Genomic DNA, 20795 nt, shown 5'->3' with positions numbered 1-20795 from the left:
CTGGCTGATGCTCAGGTGGTTTTTCTCGGGGCGCAAGGCCTGGTGAAACCACCGGTTTCCCCAAGGATTGGCTCAGCCCCAACCGAGATTGTGCCCATGTCTGCTGTTTTCAGCCCACCACCCGCCGCATTGCCCACCGACAAGGAACTGGTGCTCAAGGTCATCCCCATGCCCGCCGACACCAACGGCAATGGCGACATCTTTGGCGGATGGGTGATGGCGCAGGTGGACTTGGCGGGCTCCGTGCTGCCCGCGCGCTACATCCAGGGTCGCATGGCCACGGTGGCGGTCAATGAATTCATCTTCAAGCAGCCCGTGCGCGTGGGCGACATCCTGTCGTTCTTCTCGGCCATCACGCGGGTGGGCAACACCTCGGTCACCGTGGAGGTGGAGGTGTATGCCGAGCGTTTTTCCGCCCAGGGGCAGTATGTGAAAGTGACGGAAGCGCGCCTGACGTACGTGGCCATTGACCACCAGGGCAGGCCGCGCCCGGTGCCCAAGCACAACGCGCCTGCGTAAGCGGATTCGTAGCAGCCCAGGTGGATGGGCCGCGCCGGGCGGCGCCCGCCCGCGCAACGACCCAGGGCTTGGATCAAGCCGCCAGCGCGGCGGGCTCTGCCCTCAATGGCGCTGCGGCACGCTGTGGACTGCTGGACGAGGAGGAAGAAAATCCCGCCTCGATCTCGCCCGCCAGCTGGCCGCCCTCTTCCACCACGAGCTTGCCGTAGCGGATCTTGCCGTTGACCTTGCCCGAGCTGTAGATCACCAGCTTCTGGCGCACGGTGAGCGTGCCGTTGAACTCGCCGTGGATCTCGGCAATGTCGATCTCGGCCGAGCCCTTGAAAGCCCCGTTCTCCGAAATCTGGATCACGCGCGAGTCCATCGTGGCCTCGACGGTGCCCTCGACCACGAGAGTGTCGCAATCGGTGATCTCCACGCCCTTGAGCTTGATGTTGGGGCCCACCGTGAGCTTGCTGCCCGAGCTGTCGCTGGCGCTGCTGGGCTTGGGGGCTACCGCTGGGGGCACCGGCTGTGCCGATGCGGCACTGTTGTTCACCGCATTGCTCCCCAATACGGAACCTGAGGTGGTGCTGCTGCGGGGTTGGAACGATTCGGGTTCACGCTTGCCAAAGAAGGGGTTTTGCACGGCCATCAGATCTCCTTGAAAAGAGGCCATGCTAGGTTTGCGGCACGCAAAAAAATGCCCTCGTTACGCAAGAACCGTAACCAAACGGTTCGATGGTTGCATGCGCTTGCAGGGCTTGCGGGATTACACATCCCGCGGTTGTGTACCGCAGCCTACGCGTCAGGACACTATGTACGCCGCCGCCCCCGCCGACATGATCTGCCCGTCTGGCCCGAGAAACTCCATGCGCGTGGTGGCAACACGGGAGCCCAGGCGCAGCACCTGCGCGCGCAGCTCGAAGTGGCTGCCAATGCCGGGGCGCAGGTAGTCGATGCGCAGGTCGATGGTGCCCAGCTTGGCAAAGCGGTGCAGGCGCTGCTCGGGCGGCTCATCCAGGTGCTTGGCGCCAATTGCGGCCATCACGGCCAGCCCACCCATGGCATCCAATCCCGCGCTGATCACGCCTCCGTGGATGCGGTTGTAGGCGTAGTGGCCCACCAGGTCGGGCTTCATGTCGATGCGGCCCACCACGCCGTCAGGCGCCAGGGCGGTGATCTTGAGCCCCAGGACCTGGTTGAACACAATCTTTTCTTCAAAGATGGACTTGAGCCCGGCAATGAACTCGGGCTCGAAAGCCTGGGGCTGGGAGGGAATGGTTTTGCTCATGGTGTGCTGTGGGCGGCCCGGCGGGGCGTTGCGCCTGCCGGAGACCGATGACTCCTGTTTTTATAGCTGCTGGCGCTTGATACACCAGCACCTGCGACCATTTTGGCTCAAAACTCGCCGTGGCGCCCTTGCCCGGCCGCAAAACGCGAGGCTCCGCGCAGTGCCTCGGCCAGGCATTCGCGGCCACCCGCCCACTCCTGCAGCAGCGCCTGCTGCAAAGGCAAGCCCTCGGCGGCCAGCGCGCTGGCACGGTCGGCGCGCAAGGTGGCCTGCGGAAAGGCGGCCAGCTGGTGGGCCAGCGCCAGGGCGGCTTCCAGCGCCTGCCCTGCGGGCGCCACGCGATTGCACAGGCCCATGCGCAGGGCCTCGTCGGCCTCGACCTTGCGACCGGTCAGGATCAGGTCCAGCGCATGCGACAGGCCGACCAGGCGCGGCAGCCGCACGGTGCCGCCATCAATCAGGGGCACGCCAAAGCGGCGACAGAACACGCCCATGTACGCGTCCTCTGCCATCACGCGCAGGTCGCACCACAGCGCCAGCTCCATGCCACCCGCCACCGCAGCGCCTTCGATGGCCGCGATCACCGGCTTGGACAACTGCAGACGGCTGGGCCCCATGGGCCCGGGCGGGTGGACGGTATCGGCCGTGAAGTCCAGCGTGTCTGCCAGCGCCTCGGGGGTGACGCCGTCGGCCAGCAAACGCGCGCCCGACTGCAGGTCCCAGCCCGCGCAGAAATGCCCGCCAGCGCCCTGGAACACCGCCACATGGGCACTGTCGTCTTGCTCAAAGGCCACAAAGGCTGCGTGCAGCGCGTGGGCGGTCGCGGCGTCAACGGCGTTGCGCACGCCAGGCCGGCGCAATGTCACCAGCGTGACACCACCCTGCGTTTCAACCTCTACCGACATGTGCGTCTCCTGTAGCGGGGGGGCCCAAAACCTGCTCTCCCACCCGACGTTATTCCTATTGCGCAGGGTGCAGCACTGCGTCAATATGCGCCGCAACCTGCGCACAAACCCCCATCAGGGTTAGCCCCGAGTGCGGTCTGTGCCGGGCACGTGCACCATTATTTATGCAAAGCAATCGCTTTGTAAAAATATTCTGCAGGTCTTGTGCCCACAGGGTTTCACAAAGTGCGTGCTGCCAGCCACCACACGCTTTGCGCCCACCGGCTCAGGTCTCAATCTGGAGAGCCAGTGTGCAATTTGTGCAACTGTTGATCAGCGGTGTCTCCCAGGGGTGCATCTACGGCCTGATCGCGCTGGGCTTTGTGCTCATCTACAAGGCCACGGAGACCGTGAGCTTTGCCCAGGGCGAACTCATGATGCTCGGCGCCTTCTGCGGGCTGGCACTCATGACGGTGCTGGGCTTTCCCTTCTGGGTGGCGGTGCTCGCCAGCATCCTGGCCATGGGCTGCTTTGGCGTGGTGCTGGAGCGCGCCGTGATCCGTCCCATCCTGGGCCAGCCCGCCTTCTCCATCGTCATGCTCACCATCGGCATCGGCTACGTGCTGCGTGGGCTGGTGACCATGATCCCCAACATCGGCACCGAGACGCACACGCTGCCCGTGCCCTACAAGGACTTGTCGTTTCGCCTCGGTGCGCTGGTGCTCAACGCCGAGCAGCTGGTGGTGATCGGCGCCACGGGCGTGTTGTGCATGCTGCTGTTTGCCATGTTCCGCTACAGCAAGCTGGGCATCGCCATGCAGGCGTCGTCGCAGAACCAGCTGGCCGCCTACTACATGGGCATTCCGGTGCAGCGGCTCAACGGCCTGGCCTGGGGCCTGGCCGCCGCCGTGGCGGCGGTGGCAGGCCTGCTGCTGGCGCCCATTACCTTCGTGCACGCCAACATGGGGCTGATCGGCCTCAAGGCCTTTCCGGCCGCTGTGGTGGGCGGCTTTGGCAGCCTGCCGGGCGCCATCGTCGGTGGGCTGGTGATTGGCATTGTCGAATCGCTCTCGGGCTTTTACCTGCCCGACGGTTTCAAGGACACGGCGGCGTACATCGTGGTGCTGATCATGCTGATGGTCAAACCGAACGGACTGTTCGGCGAGAAGCTGAGAAAGAAAGTCTGACCCATGCGCTTTCTCTTCAAGACCTCGTACGAGCAAGACATTCGCCTCGCCAAGCATGGCGGGCATGTGTTCTGGTACAGCCTGCTGTGCCTGGCCCTGGTCGCCGCGCCCTGGGTGGCGCCTGAATACTGGTTGGCACAGCTCACCTTTGTGCTCATCTACGCCATCGTGGGCCTGGGGCTGATGCTGCTGGCGGGCTTCACCGGCTTGTTCTCGCTGGGGCACGCAGCGTTTCTGGGCGTGGGGGCGTATACGCAGGCCGTGCTCACGGGCATGGGCTGGCCGTTTGCGCTGTCGCTGGCCTGCGCGGCGGGGCTGTCGGCCGCCGTGGGCGTGGTGGTGGGGTTGCCCGCGCTGCGCGTCAAGGGCATCTACCTGGGCATGGCCACGCTGTCGTTCGGATTCATTGTGGAAGAAGTTTTTGCGCGCTGGGAGTCGGTGACCGGCGGCAACTCCGGCAAGCACCTGGTGCCGCCACAAATCGCGGGCTACTCGTTCGAGACCACGGAGTCGTTCTACTTTTTGTGCCTGGTGATTGCGGTGGTCAGCACCCTCGCCATCCTGAACCTGCTGCGCTCGCCCACGGGCCGCGCGTTTGTCGCCATCCGTGATTCAGAGATCTCCGCACAGAGCATGGGCATCCACCTCGCGCGCTACAAGACGCTGTCGTTCTCCATATCGGCCGCGCTCGCAGGCATCGGCGGGGCGTTGTACGCGCACAAGCTGCAGTTCATCTCGCCCGACCAGTTCAACATCCTGCAGTCCATCGACCTGCTGCTGATGATCGTGATTGGCGGGCTGGGCTCGGTGCACGGCGCCTTTTTGGGTGCGATATTCCTGATCTCCATGCCGCAGCTCATCTCCCTGGGCAAGGACTGGTTGCCAGACTCCATCGGCCAGTCGCCCGGCCTGCAGGCGGTGGTGTACGGCGTGGTGCTGATTGCGTTTGTGCTGTTCGAGCCCATGGGCTTGTATGGCCGCTGGCTCAAGGTGCGCACCTGGCTGCAGATGTTCCCGTTCTACCGCAAGGGCTTGTTCAAGCGGCAGAAGTCGTTCCAGAAATCGGATCGCTTGAAATGAGCGCTGCGACCACCATGAACCAAGACGTTCTGCTTTCGGCCCAGAACTTGAGCGTGCGCTTTGGCGGCGTGCTGGCCGTCAACAACGTGAGCTTTGACGTGCGGCGCGGCGAGGTGTTCACCCTCATCGGCCCCAACGGCGCGGGCAAGACCACGGTGTTCAACCTTATCAGCCGCATCTACACGCCCACCACCGGCACCATTGCCTATGCTGGCCCCGGCGGCGCCATGCTGCCGCTGACCGACCAGCCGCCGCACAAGGTGGCGGGCCTGGGCATTGCGCGCACCTTCCAGAACATCGAACTCTTCGAGCACGCGAGCGTGCTGCACAACCTGCTGATCGGCCGCCACACCCGGCAGCACAGCAGCCTGTGGGCTGAGATGTTCTTCACACGCAAGGTGCGCGAAGGCGAAGTTCAGGCCCGGGAGAAGGCCGAGCAGGTCATCGATTTTCTCGACCTGCAGCACTACCGCGACACCATGGTGGCCGGCCTGCCCTACGGCGTGCGCAAGGTGGTGGAGCTGGCCCGCGCGCTGTGCACCGAGCCGCAGCTGCTGCTGCTCGACGAGCCCTCGTCGGGCCTGAACGTGGAAGAGACCGACGACATGGCCTTCTGGATTCAGGACATCCAGCACGAGCTGGGTATCACGGTGCTGATGGTGGAGCACGACATGTCGCTGGTGTCCAAGGTGTCCGACCGCGTGCTGGCCATGAACCAGGGCGAGGTGGTGGCCATGGGCACGCCGCGCGAAGTGCAGTCGCACCCCGGGGTGATCGAGGCGTACCTGGGCACCATCGACGATGTGAGCAACCTGCGCCGCCCAGCGGGTTCCAGCATGGGAGTCCGCACATGAGCGCCGTGCTGTCCACCCCCGCCACCAGCACAGCGGCCAACGCCGCCGACCAGCCTCTGCTGCGCCTGCAGAACGTGGAGAGCGCCTATGGCCCCATCAAGGCCATCCGGGGCGTGAGCCTGCAGGTGCGGCGGGGCGAGATCGCCGCCGTGCTGGGCAGCAACGGGGCGGGCAAGACCACCATCCTCAAGACCATCAGCGGCATCATCGACCCGCGCAAGGGCTCCATCGAATTCCAGGGCGCCGACATCACCGCCAACGACCCGGCCGCCATCGTGCGCCGGGGCCTGATGCATGTGCCTGAGGGGCGCGAGGTGTTCCCCCTGCTCTCGGTGCGCGACAACCTGCTCATGGGTGCCTACACACGCGCCGACAAAGATGGCGTGGCGCGCGACATCGAAACCGTGTTCGGCTACTTCCCCATTCTGAAGGAGCGCGCCGCGCAGGACGCCGGCCTGCTATCAGGCGGGCAACAGCAGATGCTGGCGATCTCGCGCGCGCTCATGGCCAACCCTGAGCTGATCCTGCTGGACGAGCCCAGCCTGGGCCTGTCCCCCAAGCTCACCAAGGAGATCTTCGAGATCGTGGTGCGCATCAACCGCGAGCGCGGCACCACCATCCTGCTGGTGGAGCAGAACGCCAACATGGCGCTCAACGCATCGGACTACGGCTATGTGCTGGAGAACGGCCGCATCGTGATGGAAGACAGCTGCGAGCGCTTGCGCGAGAAGGACGACATCAAGGAGTTCTACCTTGGCATGAAGGATGAAGGCGTGCGCGGTGAGCGCAGGTGGAAAAAGAAGAAAACATGGCGATGAGGACAACATGAGCAATCTCTGGGACCTCGATCACATCCAGCCCGCAGGCACCGACGTGCTCGCGGGCGATACCATCGCCGCCATGTTCTGGAACGCCGTGGCCGAGCGCGGCCCGCGCGTGTGGATGCGCCAGAAGGAGCTGGGCATCTGGAAGAGCTGGACCTGGGACCAGACGGCCGAGGCCGTGCGGGAGATAGCCGGCGGCCTGATGTCGCTGGGCTTTGCGCCGGGTGAATGCGCGTCCATCCTGTCCAACACCAACATCGAATGGGTGCTGGCCGACCTGGCCGTGCTGAGCTGCGGCGGCGTGGCCAACGGCATCTACCCCACCGATGCTGCGGCGCAGGTGCACTACCTGTGTGAAGACTCGCGCACCACCGTACTGTTTGTGGAAGACGACGAGCAGCTCGACAAGGCGCTGGAAGTGCGCAACAACCTGCCCCTGCTGCGCAAGGTGGTGGTGTTCGACATGGAGGGCTTGCGCAGCCTGAACGACCCCGATGTGTTGAGCCTTGCGAACCTGCGCGAGCTGGGCCGCGCGTGGAACACACAACACCCCGACGCACTGATGCAGCGCGTCAAGGCCTGCCGCCCCGAAGACCTGGCCATTCTGGTCTACACCTCGGGCACCACCGGCAAGCCCAAGGGCGCCATGCACACGCACGCTGCGCTCACCTACACCGTGCGCGGCTACAACACGCTGATCTCGCGCAGTGAGGCTGACGAGACCATGTGTTTTCTGCCCCTCTGCCACATCGCCGAGCGCATGGGGGGTGAATACTTCTCGCTCTATACCGGTGCGCGCCTGAACTTTGTGGAGAACCCCGACACCGTGCCCGAAAACGTGCGCGAGATCGCACCCACGGTGTTCACCGCCGTGCCGCGCGTGTGGGAGAAGTTCTATTCGGGCGTGATGATCGCGCTCAAGGAATCCACGCGGCTGCAGCAGGCGGCCTATGCCTGGTCGATTGGTGTGGGCACGCGCATTGCAGACCGTGTGCTGGCGGGCCAGCCAGTGGGTGGCCTGCTGAAGGCGCAGTTCATGCTCGCGCGCTTTCTTGCGCTGAACAATGTGCGCAAGCTCATCGGCATCCACCGTGCGCGCTTCCTCGTCACGGGGGCAGCCCCCATCTCGCCCGAGCTGGTGAAGTGGTACCTGGCGCTGGGCGTTCCCATGCTGGAGGTGTGGGGCATGACCGAGACCTGTGGTGCTTCGACGGGTGTGCCCGCCACCCGCATCAAGCCCGGCTCCATCGGCCCAGCAGCCAGCTACAACGAGGTGCGCATCGATCCCGCCACCGGCGAGATCCTGGTGCGCGGCCCCAATGTGTTCAAGGGCTACCTCAACCAGCCCGAGAAGACGGCCGAAACCATCGACCCCGACGGCTGGCTGCACACGGGCGATGTGGGGCTGATCGATGCGGACGGCTACCTGCGCATCACCGACCGCATGAAGGACATCATCATCACGGCGGGTGGCAAGAACATCACGCCCAGCGAGCTGGAGAACGAGCTCAAGTTCAGCCCGTACATCACCGATGCGGTGGTGATTGGCGACAAGCTGCCCTACCTCACGGTCATCATCATGATCGACCAGGAGAACGTGGAGAAGTACGCGCAGGACCACGACGTGCCCTTCTCCAACTACGCCAGCCTGACCCGCACGCGCGAGGTGCAGGAGCTGATCCAGGGCGAGATCGACCGCGTCAACACCAAGTTCGCCCGTGTGGAGCAGATCAAGAAGTTCTTCCTGCTCGACACCCAGCTCACGGCCGAGGATGAAGAGCTGACACCCACCATGAAGCTCAAGCGCAAGCTGGTGCAGCAGAAATACGCCCCCCAGATCGAGGCCATGTACCGGTAGGTGCGCACGTCACGCAACTAAAGGCTACGCCCGTCAGGATAGGGAAAGTGCTGGTGCCCCACCCCGGGCATCGTTCTATAACGAGCAACCGAGTTCGATCCAACCGAAGGAGACGTGCCATGAAACTTCATCACATTGCCGCGCTGGCCATCGTGGCCATGGCCGGAGGTGCTGCACAGGCGCAGCCCAGCCAGGGCGTGAGCAAGGACACCATCGCGCTGGGTTCCATCCAGGATCTGTCCGGCCCGCTGGCGGGCTTTGGCAAGCAGGTACGGCTGGGCATGATGCTGCGCGTGGACGAGGCCAACGAGCAAGGCGGCGTGAACGGCCGCAAGCTGGACCTGAAGGTGGAAGACTCGGGCTATGACCCCAAGAAAGCCGTGCTGGCCGCGCAAAAGCTCGTGAACCAGGACAAGATCTTCATGATGATCGCGCACATCGGCACCGCGCAGAACCTGGCGGCCATGCCCGTGCAGTTCAGCAAGAACGTGATCAACTTCTTCCCCGTGACGGCCGCGCGGGAAATGTACGAGCCCTTCCACAAGCTCAAGTATTCGTTTGCCGCCACTTACTACGACCAGATCCGCCTGGCAGCCCCCAAGCTCATCAAGGAAAAAGGCGCCAAGAAGATCTGCACCATCTACCAAGACGATGAGTTTGGCCTGGAGGTGATGCGCGGCGGCGAGGCAGCACTCAAGTCCATCGGCATGGACTTCACCGAGAAGACTTCCTACAAGCGCGGCGCCACCGACTTCTCCTCACAGGTCGCCAAGATGAAGTCGTCCGAATGCGACTTCGTGATCCTGGGCACCATCATCCGCGAGACCATTGGCACGATTGGCGAGGCACGCAAGACGGGCTTCAACCCCACCTTCCTGGGCTCCAGCGCCGCCTACACCGACCTCATCCACAAGCTGGGCGGCAAGCCCATGGACGGGCTGTACGCCACCATGACGGTGCAACACCCCTACCTGGATGAAGCCAGCCAGCCCATCCGCTTCTGGGCCAACAAGTACAAGACCAAGTTCAATGAAGACCCCACCGTCTTCTCGGTCTATGGCTACAACGCCATCGATGCCTTCATCAAGGCCGCGCAAAAGGCAGGCCCCAACCTGAACACCGACAGCTTCATCAAGGCCATGGACACCATGGTGATCCCGCCCGACATGTTCGGCAGCGCCGAAGGCACCTTTGGCCCACAAAAGCGCCTGGGCAGTGACCTCTCGCGCTTGTCGCAGATCCAGGACGGCAAATGGAAGGTGGTCTCCGACTACGTCAAGCCATGAGCGCCTGACCCGCCTCCTTCAAGCCGCCTTCGGGCGGCTTTTGCGTTTCAGGGGGTGCATCCGGGCTCAGTCGGTGGCAGAATTTAACCAAGCAGTAACTTTGCATAAATAACCTGGTTGCCCACCATGATCGAACGCACCCTCTTCCAACCCGACCACCAGGCCTTTGCCGACAGCTTTCGCCGCTTCATCGACAAGGAAGTGACGCCCCACCACGCCGCCTGGGAAGACCAGGGCTATGTGGCGCGCGAGGTGTGGAGCCAGGCGGGCGCCAACGGCTTTCTGTGCATGAGCCTGCCCGAGGAGTATGGCGGCGCTGGGGCCGACAAGCTCTATTCGGTGGCGCAGATGGAAGAGCTGGCGCGCGCGGGCACCACGGGCATCGGCTTTGGTCTGCACAGCGAGATCGTGGCGCCGTACATCCTGCACTACGGCACTGAAGCCCAGAAACAGAAGTACCTGCCGCAGATGGCAAGCGGCGCCGTGGTGGGCGCCATCGCCATGAGCGAGCCGGCTGCGGGCAGCGACCTGCAAGGCATCAAGACCACCGCTATCAAGAGCGCCGATGGCAGTCACTATGTGCTAAACGGCAGCAAGACTTTCATCACAAACGGCTGGCATGCCGACCTGGTGATCGTGGTCGCCAAGACCGATCCGGCTGCGGGCGCCAAGGGCACCAGCCTGTTATTGGTGGAACGCGGCATGCCCGGTTTTGAAAAAGGCCAGCGCCTCAAGAAGATGGGCATGAAGGCGCAGGACACGTCCGAGCTGTTCTTCAACGACGTGCAGGTGCCGGTGGACAACCTGCTGGGCGGCCCCGCCATGGAAGGGCGCGGCTTTATCTGCCTGATGGAGCAGCTGCCCTGGGAGCGCCTGCAGATCGCCATCACTGCCGTGGCGGCCGCCCAGGCCGCCATCGACTGGACGCTGGACTACGTCAAGCAGCGCAAGGTCTTTGGCCAGAGCGTAGCGTCCTTTCAGAACACCCGCCACACCCTGGCCGAGCTGCAAACGCAGGTGCAGGTGGCCCGCGTGTTCGTGGACAAATGCTGTGAGCTGATCGTGCGCGATCAGCTCGACACCGAAACCGCCAGCATGGCCAAGTACTGGACGACGGACCTGCAGTGCAAGGTGATGGACGAATGCGTGCAGCTGTTTGGAGGCTATGGCTACATGTGGGAATACCCCATCACCCGCGCCTATGCCGACGCACGCGTACAGCGCATTTACGGCGGCACCAACGAGATCATGAAAGAAGTGATTGCACGTGCCATGGGCCTGGGTAAATAGCCGCATGCACCGCGCCATGAGCCACGCAGTGCACGATGCTCCGCACAGCGCCCGTCATAACCCGCCAATGGGCGTCGAATACCGTTACAGATACCAGGCGGCGCGCGCTTCCTCAGGGCTGAGTGGCGCACCGGGGCGGCGGTCGGTCACATTCAGCCAGGAGCGCACACCCTGGCTGCCGCTCAGCGCGCGCATCAGCAGCAAGCCTGCGCCAATGCCGCGTATGGCCGCTGAGCTGCGGCTGGGCGCCATGAAGGCCGCCACTGCCAGCGCACTGGATGCCGCCAGCACGACATGGTGCTCCAGCGCAAACCCTTCGCGCGTGTCGTCGTATTCGATGGCGCTGCGCGCGATGCGCTGCAATGCAGGGGATGTATTTCGTTCCATAGCCAGAAATGTAGATAGCAACCGCCGAAAGATAGTGCAAAAACCACTGCACCCGCGTCAGAAAGCACCTTGTAGCGGCGTGGGCCAGCCCAGCGGCTTCACCACGATACCCGCTTGAAGTTCAGAGAAACCACCGGAGACCACTCATGACCGAAGCCTATGTATTCGACGCGCTGCGCACCCCGCGCGGCAAGGGCAAAAAGGACGGCACCCTGCACGAGGTCAAGCCCATCGACCTGCTGGTGGGCCTGCTGACCGAGCTGCAAGCGCGCCACCGCTTTGATACCGCCGCGGTGGACGACGTGGTCATGGGCATCGTCTCGCCCGTGGGCGAGCAGGGCTCGGTGCTGCCCAAGGTGGCCGCGCTCAAGGCCGGGTGGGACTTTCGCTGTGCGGGCGTGCAGGTCAATCGCTTTTGCGCCTCGGGCCTCGAAGCCGTGAACCTGGCCGCACAGAAAGTGCGCAGCGGCTGGGAGGATCTGGTGGTAGCCGGCGGCGTGGAGAGCATGAGCCGCGTGCCCATTGGCTCCGACGGCGGCGCCTGGGCGCAAGACCCGGAGACCAACTCCGTCACGCTGTTCGTGCCCCAGGGCATCGGCGCCGACCTCATCGCCACGCTGGACGGCTACACCCGCGCCGATGTGGACGCCTTCGCGCTCGAATCGCAGCGCCGCGCCACTGCCGCGCGCGCAGCCGGCTACTTCAAGAACTCCGTCGTGCCCGTGCGCGACTTCATTGGCCAGACCATCCTGGCCGAAGACGAATTCATCAAGCCTAAGACCACCCTCGAAGGCCTGGGCGCGCTCAAGCCCTCGTTCGAGCAACTGGGCGGCATGGGCTTTGACGCCGTGGCGTTGCAGCGCTACCCGCAGGTGGAGCGCATCCACCACGTGCACCACGCGGGCAACTCGTCGGGCATTGTGGATGGCGCCGCCGCCGTGCTCATCGGCAACGAGGCCGCCGCCAAGGCCCACGGCCTCACGCCGCGCGCACGCATCGTGGCGACAGCGCTGAGCGGTGCCGACCCCACCATCATGCTCACCGGCCCCGTGCCCGCCGCCAAAAAGGCGCTGGCCCGTGCAGGCATGACCATCGACCAGATCGACCTGTTTGAAGTGAACGAAGCCTTCGCCGCCGTGCCCATGCGCTTCATGCGCGAGCTGGGTGTGCCCCACGACAAGGTCAACGTGAACGGCGGTGCCATCGCCATGGGCCACCCCCTGGGCGCCACGGGCGCCATGATCCTCGGCACCCTGATTGACGAGCTGCACCGCCGGGGCCAGCGCTACGGCTTGGCCACGCTGTGCGTGGGCGGCGGCATGGGCATCGCAACGATTGTTGAACGTATCTGAACGGGCAGGAGACAAGAACATCATGCAAACCATCCGCTACGAACTCATCCCCGCCCAGGGCACCGAAGGCCAGGTCGCCGTCATCACGTTTGACGAAGCCAACTCGCCCGTCAACACCATGTGCCGCCAGTGGCAGCAGGAGCTGGGCGAAGTCACCGCACAGGTGTTGGGCGACCGCGAACGCCTGGGCACTGCCCTCAAAGGCATCGTGCTGGCATCGGCCAAGACCAGCTTCTTTGCGGGCGCCGACCTCAAGGCCACCATGCGCCTGACACCTGGGGATGCTCCTGCCGTTTTCGGCGAAATCGAGCGCATGAAGAAGCACTTCCGCACGCTCGAAACTTTGGGGCTACCGGTGGTGGCCTGCCTCAATGGCGCGGCGCTTGGCGGCGGATGGGAGGTGGCCCTGGTCGCCCACTACCGCATCGCCGTGGCTGACCCCAAGATTCAGTTCGGCCTGCCCGAGGTCACGCTGGGCCTGATGCCCGGCGCCACCGGCGTGACCAAGATGACGCGCCTGCTTGGCCTGATGGGCGCGCAGCCCTACATCCTGGAAGGCAAGCTCTTCAACCCCGCCGAAGCGCTGGAACTGCAACTGGTGCACGAGCTGGTTGCCACGCGCGAGCAACTGCTGCCCGCCGCCCTGGCCCACATCGCCACCCACCCGCACGCGGTGCAGCCGTGGGATGACAAAAACTACAAGATGCCCGGCGGCACGCCCGCCAACCCCAAGATTGCAGGCGCCCTCACCGTCGCGCCCGCCATGCTCAAGAAGACCACGCGCGGCCGCTATCCCGCGCCCGAGGCCGCGCTGGCCGCCATGGTCGAAGGCGCGATGGTGGACTACGACACCGCCCTGCGCATCGAAAGCCGCTACCTCGCCCGCCTGATGACCGGCCCCGTGGCGCGCAACATGATCAACACGTTCTTCTTCGACATGAACGCGATCAAGAGCGGCAAGTCACGCCCAGGCTCGGCTCCACGCTACAAGCCGCAAAAGGTCGGCATCCTGGGCGCGGGCATGATGGGCGCGGGCATCGCCTGGGCCCAGGCCAGCCGGAGCATCGCCACCGTGCTCAAGGACGTGAGCATCGAGAAGGCCGAGGCCGGCAAGGCCTACAGCGCCAAGCTCACCCAGGCCCGCGTGGACAAGGGCCGCATGACGGCCGAGGCGCAGCAGGCGCTGCTGGCGCGCATCACGCCCACCGCCAGCGCGGCAGACCTGGCGGGCTGCGACCTCATCATCGAAGCCGTGTTTGAAAGCCGCGACCTCAAGGCCAAAGTCACGCAAGAGGCCGAGCCGCAGCTGGCGCCCGGCGGCTTCTTTGCCAGCAACACCTCCACCCTGCCCATCAGCGGCCTGGCCACGGCCAGCAGCCGGCCCGAGAAGTTTGTCGGCATCCACTTCTTCAGCCCCGTGGACAAGATGAAGCTGGTGGAGATCATTCGCGGCAAACAGACGGACGACGAAACCGTGGCCCGCGCCTTCGACTACGTGCAGGCCTTGGGCAAGGTGCCCATCGTGGTCAACGACTCACGCGGCTTCTACACCAGCCGCACCTTTGGCACCTTTGTGATGGAAGGCGCCGCCATGCTGGGCGAAGGCATCCCCGCCGCCGCGATTGAAAACGCCGCCATGCAAGCGGGCCTGCCTGTGGGCCCGCTGGCCGTGCTGGACGAAACCGCACTGACCCTGAGCGTGCATGTGCTGGACCAGACCCGTGCCGACTACGCCGCCGAAGGCAAAACCTACACCGCCACACCCGGCGAGCTGCTGGTGGAGCGCATGGTCAAGGAACTGAAGCGCCCCGGCCGCGCCGGTGGCGGCGGCTTTTACGACTACCCCACAGGCGCCAAGAAGCACCTGTGGGCAGAGCTGAAACCTCTGTTCGAAAAGCCCGGCGTGGAATGGAGTGTGCAGGAGATTCAGGACCGCCTGCTCTACCGCCAGGCCATTGAGACTGCGCGCTGCCTGGCCGAGGGCGTGCTGACCAGCGTGCATGACGCGAACATCGGGTCGATTTTTGGGATCGGGTTTCCGGCGTGGACGGGGGGGGCGATGCAGTTCATTTATGGAACTGGGGTGGAGGCGTTCCTTCAGCGTGCGAAAGAGTTGTCAGCGTGTTTCGGACAGGGCTTTACCGTAAGTGAAAACCTAGCTTCAACTCTCGAACAATACCGCCCTAGTTATTGATGTAAATGATGGGCAAACTCAGAGCCACTACTTAGATATCCAAAACCGTACGAGAAAAGATCTCTGCCGACATCTTTTCCGTCCCTACATTAGTTAGAGGATGGAAATCCGACACATCGTCCAATAGATCAAACCCGGCTGGGATAGGCGCTTCAATAGCCAAGAGCAGCTTCATATCCAAGGGGGCGTCATGGTTGACTCTTTGAATGGTTAGCCTCACATCTTGTGGGGCACGATCCAAGAGACGTCCAATGCCTTTGCAATAGTAGCGGGGCACATAGCCAACAAGTACGGTTGTCTGTTCAACGGTACGGATGGCGAGGGCGCCTCCATCCTTCTCGTTCTGAACATCCTTCATCAGAACCAACGGGGCGCCATCTCTTTGCTCATAAAGCAACTGAATAGATGCTGCTGGTAGATACCTCAGGCCTCTAGGGAAAAATCTCAGTCGAAGCGTCTCACCGTCAGAGACTGGAGGCGCAACCAACTCAAAACTGTCTGTTGCACGTGCTCCTCCAGAAATGGCGAGTACCTCAAGAAGATTTTTTGGTGCGCTCTCCAGCCCTAGCCATCTCAGGTAGTCGCGATACTCTGGACGAGATTTGGCGATCAACCTATTCGCAAAAAATGGGAAGAGCCCACTAGAGTGGTAAATCTTATCGAGGGCTTGCATGCGACCGAAGCCGACAAACCCAGGCACTCGAGTCGCGCCTTGTGTATAGCGGAGCTCATACCCCTCACTTAACTGCGTGAGTTCCGCGACAGGCACCCACTCGCGCGAATCTAAGTTCTGAGCAGCAACGAAAAGACGGTTCATGAAAAAAAAGCCTGCAAAATTCGATGACGATTCAGTAGAAGCAACTGGCTGGTGAAAATTCTTGCTGGCTCGGACATCCAGTCACCAGGAACTTTTCGAACGATTGACTCTATTTGAGCATCGTCTATTGCACGCAAACGTTCGCACCACTCTGTAGCGGCAGCAGGACTTTGACTTGCCGCTTGCAGAAAGGCATCAAGCGTAAACAAGGCTGGAACTTTCCCTTGTGCTCCAGCGGGAAAGAATCCGCTTCGAGCTTGGCAGACAAACCTGGAGATATGGCGAGGCAAATCTTTGGTGGTCAGCCTTTCCAATCTCCGCGCATCAGGCTCGTTGCGGGCCATGCTCGAACCGTGATCAAAGCTTGGTGACAGAAAGAGATTGCCATCATTCATTCTCAGCACGCCCCAGTTCTCATCGTGCCGATCCTGATTCGCAATCCACGCGTCGAACATGAGATAGCCAATAAAAAAATCAAGGGCGGTTTGAAGCCTGGGTGATGTCGCCCAGCCATAAGGAGCACCCAGAAAATCTGTGCTACTCCTGAAGTAAGCAAGGACGCGCCGTAGGGTGTGGCTACTGTTCCTATACGCTCCACCGTCACGAGACGCATAGTCAGTGGTGAAGGAGGCTAGAAGTTCGTTGCCATGGATCACACGAGCACCACGATCTACAAGTGACCTTGTAATTATTCCTGACCGACCTTCATAGCGAGCAAATTCATAATTTGCATGGGGCAAATGAAGACTGCGGGCGAGTTCGCATGCGATCTTCTCCGCCCAATTCTCTCCCGTATTTGGACGCCCCTCTTTGAAAAGGGTCATACCGAAAGTCGGGTCTTGATACCAGAACTTGTATTTCGTCCCAAGCGGTTCAGTCGATTGAGCGGCCCCTTGAGGAATTTCATGGATGTCAAACACGCTCCAAGTCTACAGACTTGGGGAACTATGAGCGCGAAACTCAGACCAACCTACGCAAGCCCCAACATCCCCCGCGCCTCCTGCGGAGAAGCCACCTCCCGCCCCGCATTGCGCGCGTACTGCGCCAGCTGCTCAATCAACGGCCCGTTTGAATCTGCCTTGGTCCCATCCGGAAGATAGAACGTATCTTCCAGCCCCGTGCGCAAATGCCCGCCCAGTTCGGCCACGCGCTGGTGCACGGACCAGATCTCGCTGCGGCCGATGACGGTGGCTTGCCAGGGGGCGTCCTTGATCTTGAGCTTGAGCAGGATGGGCAGCAGGTCCGGGTCCGCAGGCATGCCGGATTCGACGCCCATCACAAAGTTGTATTCGGGCAGGCGCTCGGTGTACATGCCGGTCTGCACATACATCTCCACGCAGCGCACGATGCCCACGTCGAAGCATTCAAACTCGGGTAGCGTGCCGGTTTCCAGCATCACGTCGATGAAGTCCTTGACCTTGGCGGGCTGATTGTCGAACAGCATGGGCGGCCAGGCCCAGGTGCCGTTGCTGCGCACCTTCAGGTAGTTGAGCGATCCGGCGTTGCACGCCGCCATCTCGGGGCGGGTGGCGCGCAGGCAGTCGAGCGGGCCCTGGTAGTGGGGGCCGACCACGCCGGTGGTCTGGTTGATGATCAAACCCGGGCAGGCCTCACGCATGGCTTGCACACAGTCGCGCGCCACCTGCGGGTCCCAGCTGGGCAAGTGGCCCTTGCTGGGCTCCTGGTTGCGAAAGTGCACGTGGACCACGGCGGCGCCTGCGTCGTAGGCACGGCGGGCCTCTTTGGCCAGTTGCTCGGGCGTGACGGGCACGTGGTGCTGGCCGGGGTCGGTCAGCACGCCGGTGATGGCGCAGGTGATGATGGCTTTGTTGCCGTGGTCGGTGCTGTGCATGGGGCCTGTCTCCTTCATTCAAATGCCGAGCTGTCGTGCAGCCAGGTCTTTCATGATTTCTTCCGCACCGCCGCCGATCATCATGACCTTGACCTCGCGGTAGATGCGCTCGCTGACGGTGCCGCGCATGTAACCCATGCCGCCCAGGATTTGCACGGCCTGGTCGGCGCAGAACTGCATGGTTTGGGTGGCGTGGTTCTTGAGCAAACACACCTGAGCCACCCAATCGGGCCCTGTGCGCCCAGCGTCGGCTTGCGCGGCCACAGATTCGCACCACGCGGCGGTGGACTGGATGCGCATCTGCATGTCCACCAGCTTGTGGCGGATGACCTGGTGCTCGACCAGCGCGGCGCCAAAGGTCCTGCGCTGGCGGGCCCAGGCCAGGGCTTCGTCGTAGCAGGCTTCGGCAAAGCCCAAAGCCGATGCGGCCAGGCCAAAGCGCTCGCCGTTGAAGTTGGCCATGATGATGCGAAAGCCCGCGCCCTCTTCGCCCAGCAGGTAGCGGGCGGGCACACGCACGTTGTCAAAACGCAGGTGGGCAGTGTCGGAGCAGAGCCAGCCCATCTTGTCGAGCTTGCTGCGCGACAGGCCTGCGCTGTGGCCGGGGATGAGCAGCATGGAGATGCCTGCGCTGCCCTTGCTTCCGGCCTCCCCGGTCCTCACCGCCACCGTGATCCAGTCCGCGCGCATGCCGGAGGTGATGAACACCTTTTCGCCGTGGACGATGTACTCATCGCCTTCACGCCGCGCCGTGGTCTTGAGTTGGGCCACGTCGGACCCGCCACCGGGTTCGGTAATCGCCAGCGCAGCGATTTGCTCGCCCGCCAGCACGGGCGGGATCACCTCGGCACGCACGGCATCGCTGCCATGCGCCAGCACCGGCGGCAGGCCGATGTTGTGCGAGAGCAGGCTGGCCAGCACGCCACCGCTGGCGCCGTGGCGGCTGAGCGCGCGCCACAGCGGCAGGCGCAGCTGGTAGCTGGCGGGTGTGCCACCGTACTGCTCAGGGTAGCCCAGGCCGAGCACGCCCAGGTCGGCAGCGCGGCGGTACAGGCTGCGGGGGAATTCACCGGCCGCGTCCCACGCATCCACGTGCGGCGCGATCTCGGTGCGGGCAAAGCGGGTGACGGTGTCGGTGAGCGCGGCGCGGTCTTCCTCGCTCACTGAGGTCGCATTGGACGTGGCGTTCATGCGGGCGCTCCTTGCGTGGCGGGTGCAAAGCGGGCCAGCACCTGGCCGGGCGACACCTGCTGGCCGGGCGCCACCAGCAGCTCGGCCACGGTGGCGGCTGCGGGGCTGGCCAGGCTGTGTTCGAGCTTCATGGATTCGATGACCACCACCGTATCGCCTGCCGCCAGCGCCTGGCCTGCTGCCACGGGCAGTGCGACCACCTTGCCGTTGAAGGGGGCGTGCAACTCCGTAGCACCGCCCGCCGCATCTGCGCGCGCTGCGGGCTGCCACGATGCGTCTTCCACCCAGCCGTCCACGCCGCCGGTTTGCCAGTGCCAGCGCCTCGGGCCCACCGCCACGGAATACACACCGCGCTGGGGCAGTTGCAATGTCACAGGTTCTGCCCCGGCCTGCTCCACCTGCAACCGCCCACCGCCCAGCTCGCGCACGGCGATGGAGTGCAACTCGCCCTGGTGGCGCAGCCGGAGGGGCCTGGCCATGGCACAAGGCAGGTCTGACATCGGATTTGAAGCAAAAATGGCCGATAGCGCCGAAGGAATATGCACTGAAAGCTCACTATTTGATAGCAAACACTGCAACTCCTGGGCATGCTCCGCCAGGAACGGCACCAGCGCATGGCCGCTGGCAAACACCGGGTGCTGCAGGCAGGCCGCCAGAAACGCGCGGTTGGTGGGCAGGCCCAGCACACGGGTGCTGTGCAGCGCGCGCACCAGCGCGGCAATGGCCTCGGTCCGCGTGGGCGCGTGCACGATGAGCTTGCCCAGCATGGCGTCGTAGTGAGGCGTGACCTCTGCCCCCGCTTCCAACGCGTGGTCAAAGCGCAGTGCACCGGGCGCGGCCCGCTCAAAGGCGGTGGCGGGCGGCGCGCTGAACTGCAGCACGCGGCCCGTGTGGGGGCGGAAGTGCGCGTCTTCGGCACACAGACGCACTTCGATGGCGTGGCCTTGCAGATGTACCTGATCTTGCGTGAGCGGCAGCGGCTCGCCCCGAGCCACGCGGATTTGCCATTCCACCAGGTCCAGCCCCGTGAGCGCTTCGGTCACCGGATGCTCCACCTGCAGGCGGGTGTTCATCTCCATCAGGTAGAAGTCTTCACCATCCAGCAGAAACTCCACCGTGCCCGCGCCTACGTAGCCAGCCGCCTGAGCCAGCGCCACGGCGCAGGAACCCATGCGCTCGCGCAGCGCAGCGTCCACGGCAGGGCTGGGCGACTCTTCGATGATCTTCTGGTGGCGGCGCTGCACCGAGCAATCGCGCTCGCCCAGGTGGATGCAGGCGCCGTGAGCGTCGGCAAAGACTTGTACTTCCACATGGCGCGGCTGCAGCAGCGCGCGCTCGATGAGCAAGTCGCCGCAGCCAAAGCCCGCCAGCGCTTCGGACCGGGCACTCGCCAGTGCGGCGGCCAACTGCGCCAGGTCGGTGACCAGGCGCATGCCGCGCCCTCCCCCACCCGCCACGGCCTTGACCATGAGGGACGTGCCGATACGCGCGGCCTCGGCGGCAAAACGCTCGTCGCTCTGGTCCTCCCCCGCATAGCCGGGCAGGCAGGGCACGCCATGCGCCTGGGCCAGCGCCTTGGCACCGGCCTTGCTGCCCAGCGCGCGGATGGCGCCGGGCGGCGGGCCGATCCAGCTCAAGCCTGCATCGATAACGGCCTGAGCGAAGTTGGCGTTCTCGCTGAGGAAGCCATAGCCGGAATGCACCGCATCGGCCCCGGTGGCGCGGGCGGCGGCGAGCAGCTTGTCGGTGCGCAGATAAGTGTCGGCACTGGCCGCACCGCCCAGCGCCACGGCCTGGGTGGCTTCGCGCACGTGCAGTGCGTTAGCATCGGGATCGGAGTAGACGGCAACCGTTTCGATGCCCATGCGATGGGCGGTGTGGATGATGCGGCGGGCGATCTCGCCGCGATTGGCGATGAGGATTTTTTTCATAGGCTGAGCCCTCGCG

General features: G+C 63.9%; 19 protein-coding genes. 10 read left to right on the top strand and 9 right to left on the bottom strand.

The window, feature by feature from the left end; all coding sequences use genetic code 11:
* Positions 1-96 precede the first annotated feature (96 nt).
* Positions 97-519, top strand: coding sequence for an acyl-CoA thioesterase (locus ACOYR4_RS03805; protein WP_015012492.1), 423 nt, complete (start codon positions 97-99; stop codon positions 517-519).
* 73 nt (positions 520-592) lie between these two features.
* On the opposite strand, the gene ACOYR4_RS03800 is transcribed toward ACOYR4_RS03805, so the two are convergent.
* The 3 genes from ACOYR4_RS03800 to ACOYR4_RS03790 form a co-directional block, all read right to left on the bottom strand.
* The gene (locus ACOYR4_RS03800; protein WP_422848694.1) at positions 593-1153 is read right to left on the bottom strand and encodes a bactofilin family protein; all 561 of its coding nucleotides are present in this window, start codon (positions 1151-1153) and stop codon (positions 593-595) included.
* A gap of 153 nt (positions 1154-1306) precedes the next feature.
* Complete coding sequence (locus tag ACOYR4_RS03795; protein WP_209816220.1) at positions 1307-1792, bottom strand: thioesterase family protein; 486 nt, start codon at positions 1790-1792, stop codon at positions 1307-1309.
* A 107-nt stretch (positions 1793-1899) separates the two neighbouring features.
* Positions 1900-2697: a crotonase/enoyl-CoA hydratase family protein gene (locus ACOYR4_RS03790; protein WP_422848693.1), complete on the bottom strand. Its 798-nt coding sequence runs from the start codon at positions 2695-2697 to the stop codon at positions 1900-1902.
* Between the two features lie 290 nt (positions 2698-2987).
* Between ACOYR4_RS03790 and ACOYR4_RS03785 the strand changes: the two genes are divergently transcribed.
* From ACOYR4_RS03785 to ACOYR4_RS03755, 7 genes are all read left to right on the top strand, one after another.
* Positions 2988-3863, top strand: coding sequence for a branched-chain amino acid ABC transporter permease (locus tag ACOYR4_RS03785; protein ID WP_422848692.1), 876 nt, complete (start codon positions 2988-2990; stop codon positions 3861-3863).
* Between the two features lie 3 nt (positions 3864-3866).
* The gene (locus ACOYR4_RS03780) at positions 3867-4943 is read left to right on the top strand and encodes a branched-chain amino acid ABC transporter permease (RefSeq protein ID WP_015012487.1); all 1077 of its coding nucleotides are present in this window, start codon (positions 3867-3869) and stop codon (positions 4941-4943) included.
* 14 nt (positions 4944-4957) lie between these two features.
* Positions 4958-5797, top strand: a complete 840-nt coding sequence (locus ACOYR4_RS03775) for an ABC transporter ATP-binding protein (protein ID WP_422848691.1) — start codon at positions 4958-4960, stop codon at positions 5795-5797.
* Positions 5794-6615 (top strand): ABC transporter ATP-binding protein, encoded by an 822-nt coding sequence (locus ACOYR4_RS03770; protein ID WP_422848690.1) that lies wholly within the window; start codon positions 5794-5796, stop codon positions 6613-6615. The genes ACOYR4_RS03775 and ACOYR4_RS03770 overlap by 4 nt, the downstream gene beginning before the upstream one ends.
* Positions 6616-6622: 7 nt before the next feature.
* Positions 6623-8479 (top strand): AMP-dependent synthetase/ligase, encoded by a 1857-nt coding sequence (locus ACOYR4_RS03765; RefSeq protein ID WP_422848689.1) that lies wholly within the window; start codon positions 6623-6625, stop codon positions 8477-8479.
* Positions 8480-8598: 119 nt separating this feature from the next.
* On the top strand, positions 8599-9765 hold the full coding sequence (locus ACOYR4_RS03760) for an ABC transporter substrate-binding protein (RefSeq protein WP_422848688.1): 1167 nt from the start codon (positions 8599-8601) through the stop codon (positions 9763-9765).
* A 126-nt stretch (positions 9766-9891) separates the two neighbouring features.
* Positions 9892-11055 (top strand): acyl-CoA dehydrogenase family protein, encoded by a 1164-nt coding sequence (locus ACOYR4_RS03755; RefSeq protein ID WP_056059377.1) that lies wholly within the window; start codon positions 9892-9894, stop codon positions 11053-11055.
* 84 nt (positions 11056-11139) lie between these two features.
* On the opposite strand, the gene ACOYR4_RS03750 is transcribed toward ACOYR4_RS03755, so the two are convergent.
* On the bottom strand, positions 11140-11442 hold the full coding sequence (locus ACOYR4_RS03750) for a hypothetical protein (RefSeq protein ID WP_225581100.1): 303 nt from the start codon (positions 11440-11442) through the stop codon (positions 11140-11142).
* 146 nt (positions 11443-11588) lie between these two features.
* On the opposite strand from ACOYR4_RS03750, the gene ACOYR4_RS03745 reads away from it, so the two are divergent.
* Positions 11589-12794: an acetyl-CoA C-acetyltransferase gene (locus ACOYR4_RS03745; protein ID WP_422848687.1), complete on the top strand. Its 1206-nt coding sequence runs from the start codon at positions 11589-11591 to the stop codon at positions 12792-12794.
* A 22-nt stretch (positions 12795-12816) separates the two neighbouring features.
* On the top strand, positions 12817-14988 hold the full coding sequence (locus ACOYR4_RS03740) for a 3-hydroxyacyl-CoA dehydrogenase NAD-binding domain-containing protein (protein WP_422848686.1): 2172 nt from the start codon (positions 12817-12819) through the stop codon (positions 14986-14988).
* A gap of 31 nt (positions 14989-15019) precedes the next feature.
* On the opposite strand, the gene ACOYR4_RS03735 is transcribed toward ACOYR4_RS03740, so the two are convergent.
* Genes ACOYR4_RS03735 through ACOYR4_RS03715 form a run of 5 tightly spaced genes read right to left on the bottom strand, consistent with a single transcriptional unit; the run spans position 15020 to position 20779 of the window.
* Positions 15020-15805: an HIRAN domain-containing protein gene (locus ACOYR4_RS03735; RefSeq protein ID WP_422848685.1), complete on the bottom strand. Its 786-nt coding sequence runs from the start codon at positions 15803-15805 to the stop codon at positions 15020-15022.
* Positions 15802-16725 carry a hypothetical protein gene (locus tag ACOYR4_RS03730; RefSeq protein ID WP_422848684.1) on the bottom strand — a complete coding sequence of 308 codons (924 nt, stop codon included), beginning with the start codon at positions 16723-16725 and terminating at the stop codon, positions 15802-15804. Before ACOYR4_RS03730 ends, ACOYR4_RS03735 begins: the two co-directional genes overlap by 4 nt.
* Before the next feature lie 50 nt (positions 16726-16775).
* Positions 16776-17657, bottom strand: coding sequence for a 3-keto-5-aminohexanoate cleavage protein (locus ACOYR4_RS03725; protein ID WP_422848683.1), 882 nt, complete (start codon positions 17655-17657; stop codon positions 16776-16778).
* 18 nt (positions 17658-17675) lie between these two features.
* Positions 17676-18848, bottom strand: a complete 1173-nt coding sequence (locus ACOYR4_RS03720) for an acyl-CoA dehydrogenase family protein (RefSeq protein ID WP_422848682.1) — start codon at positions 18846-18848, stop codon at positions 17676-17678.
* Positions 18845-20779 carry a biotin carboxylase N-terminal domain-containing protein gene (locus tag ACOYR4_RS03715; protein ID WP_422848681.1) on the bottom strand — a complete coding sequence of 645 codons (1935 nt, stop codon included), beginning with the start codon at positions 20777-20779 and terminating at the stop codon, positions 18845-18847. Before ACOYR4_RS03715 ends, ACOYR4_RS03720 begins: the two co-directional genes overlap by 4 nt.
* Between the last annotated feature and the right edge of the window lie 16 nt (positions 20780-20795).

This window comes from Acidovorax sp. M14, from assembly GCF_049331375.1.
Taxonomy (GTDB): Bacteria; Pseudomonadota; Gammaproteobacteria; order Burkholderiales; family Burkholderiaceae_C; genus Acidovorax.
This window is presented reverse-complemented; position numbering and strand designations above follow the sequence as displayed.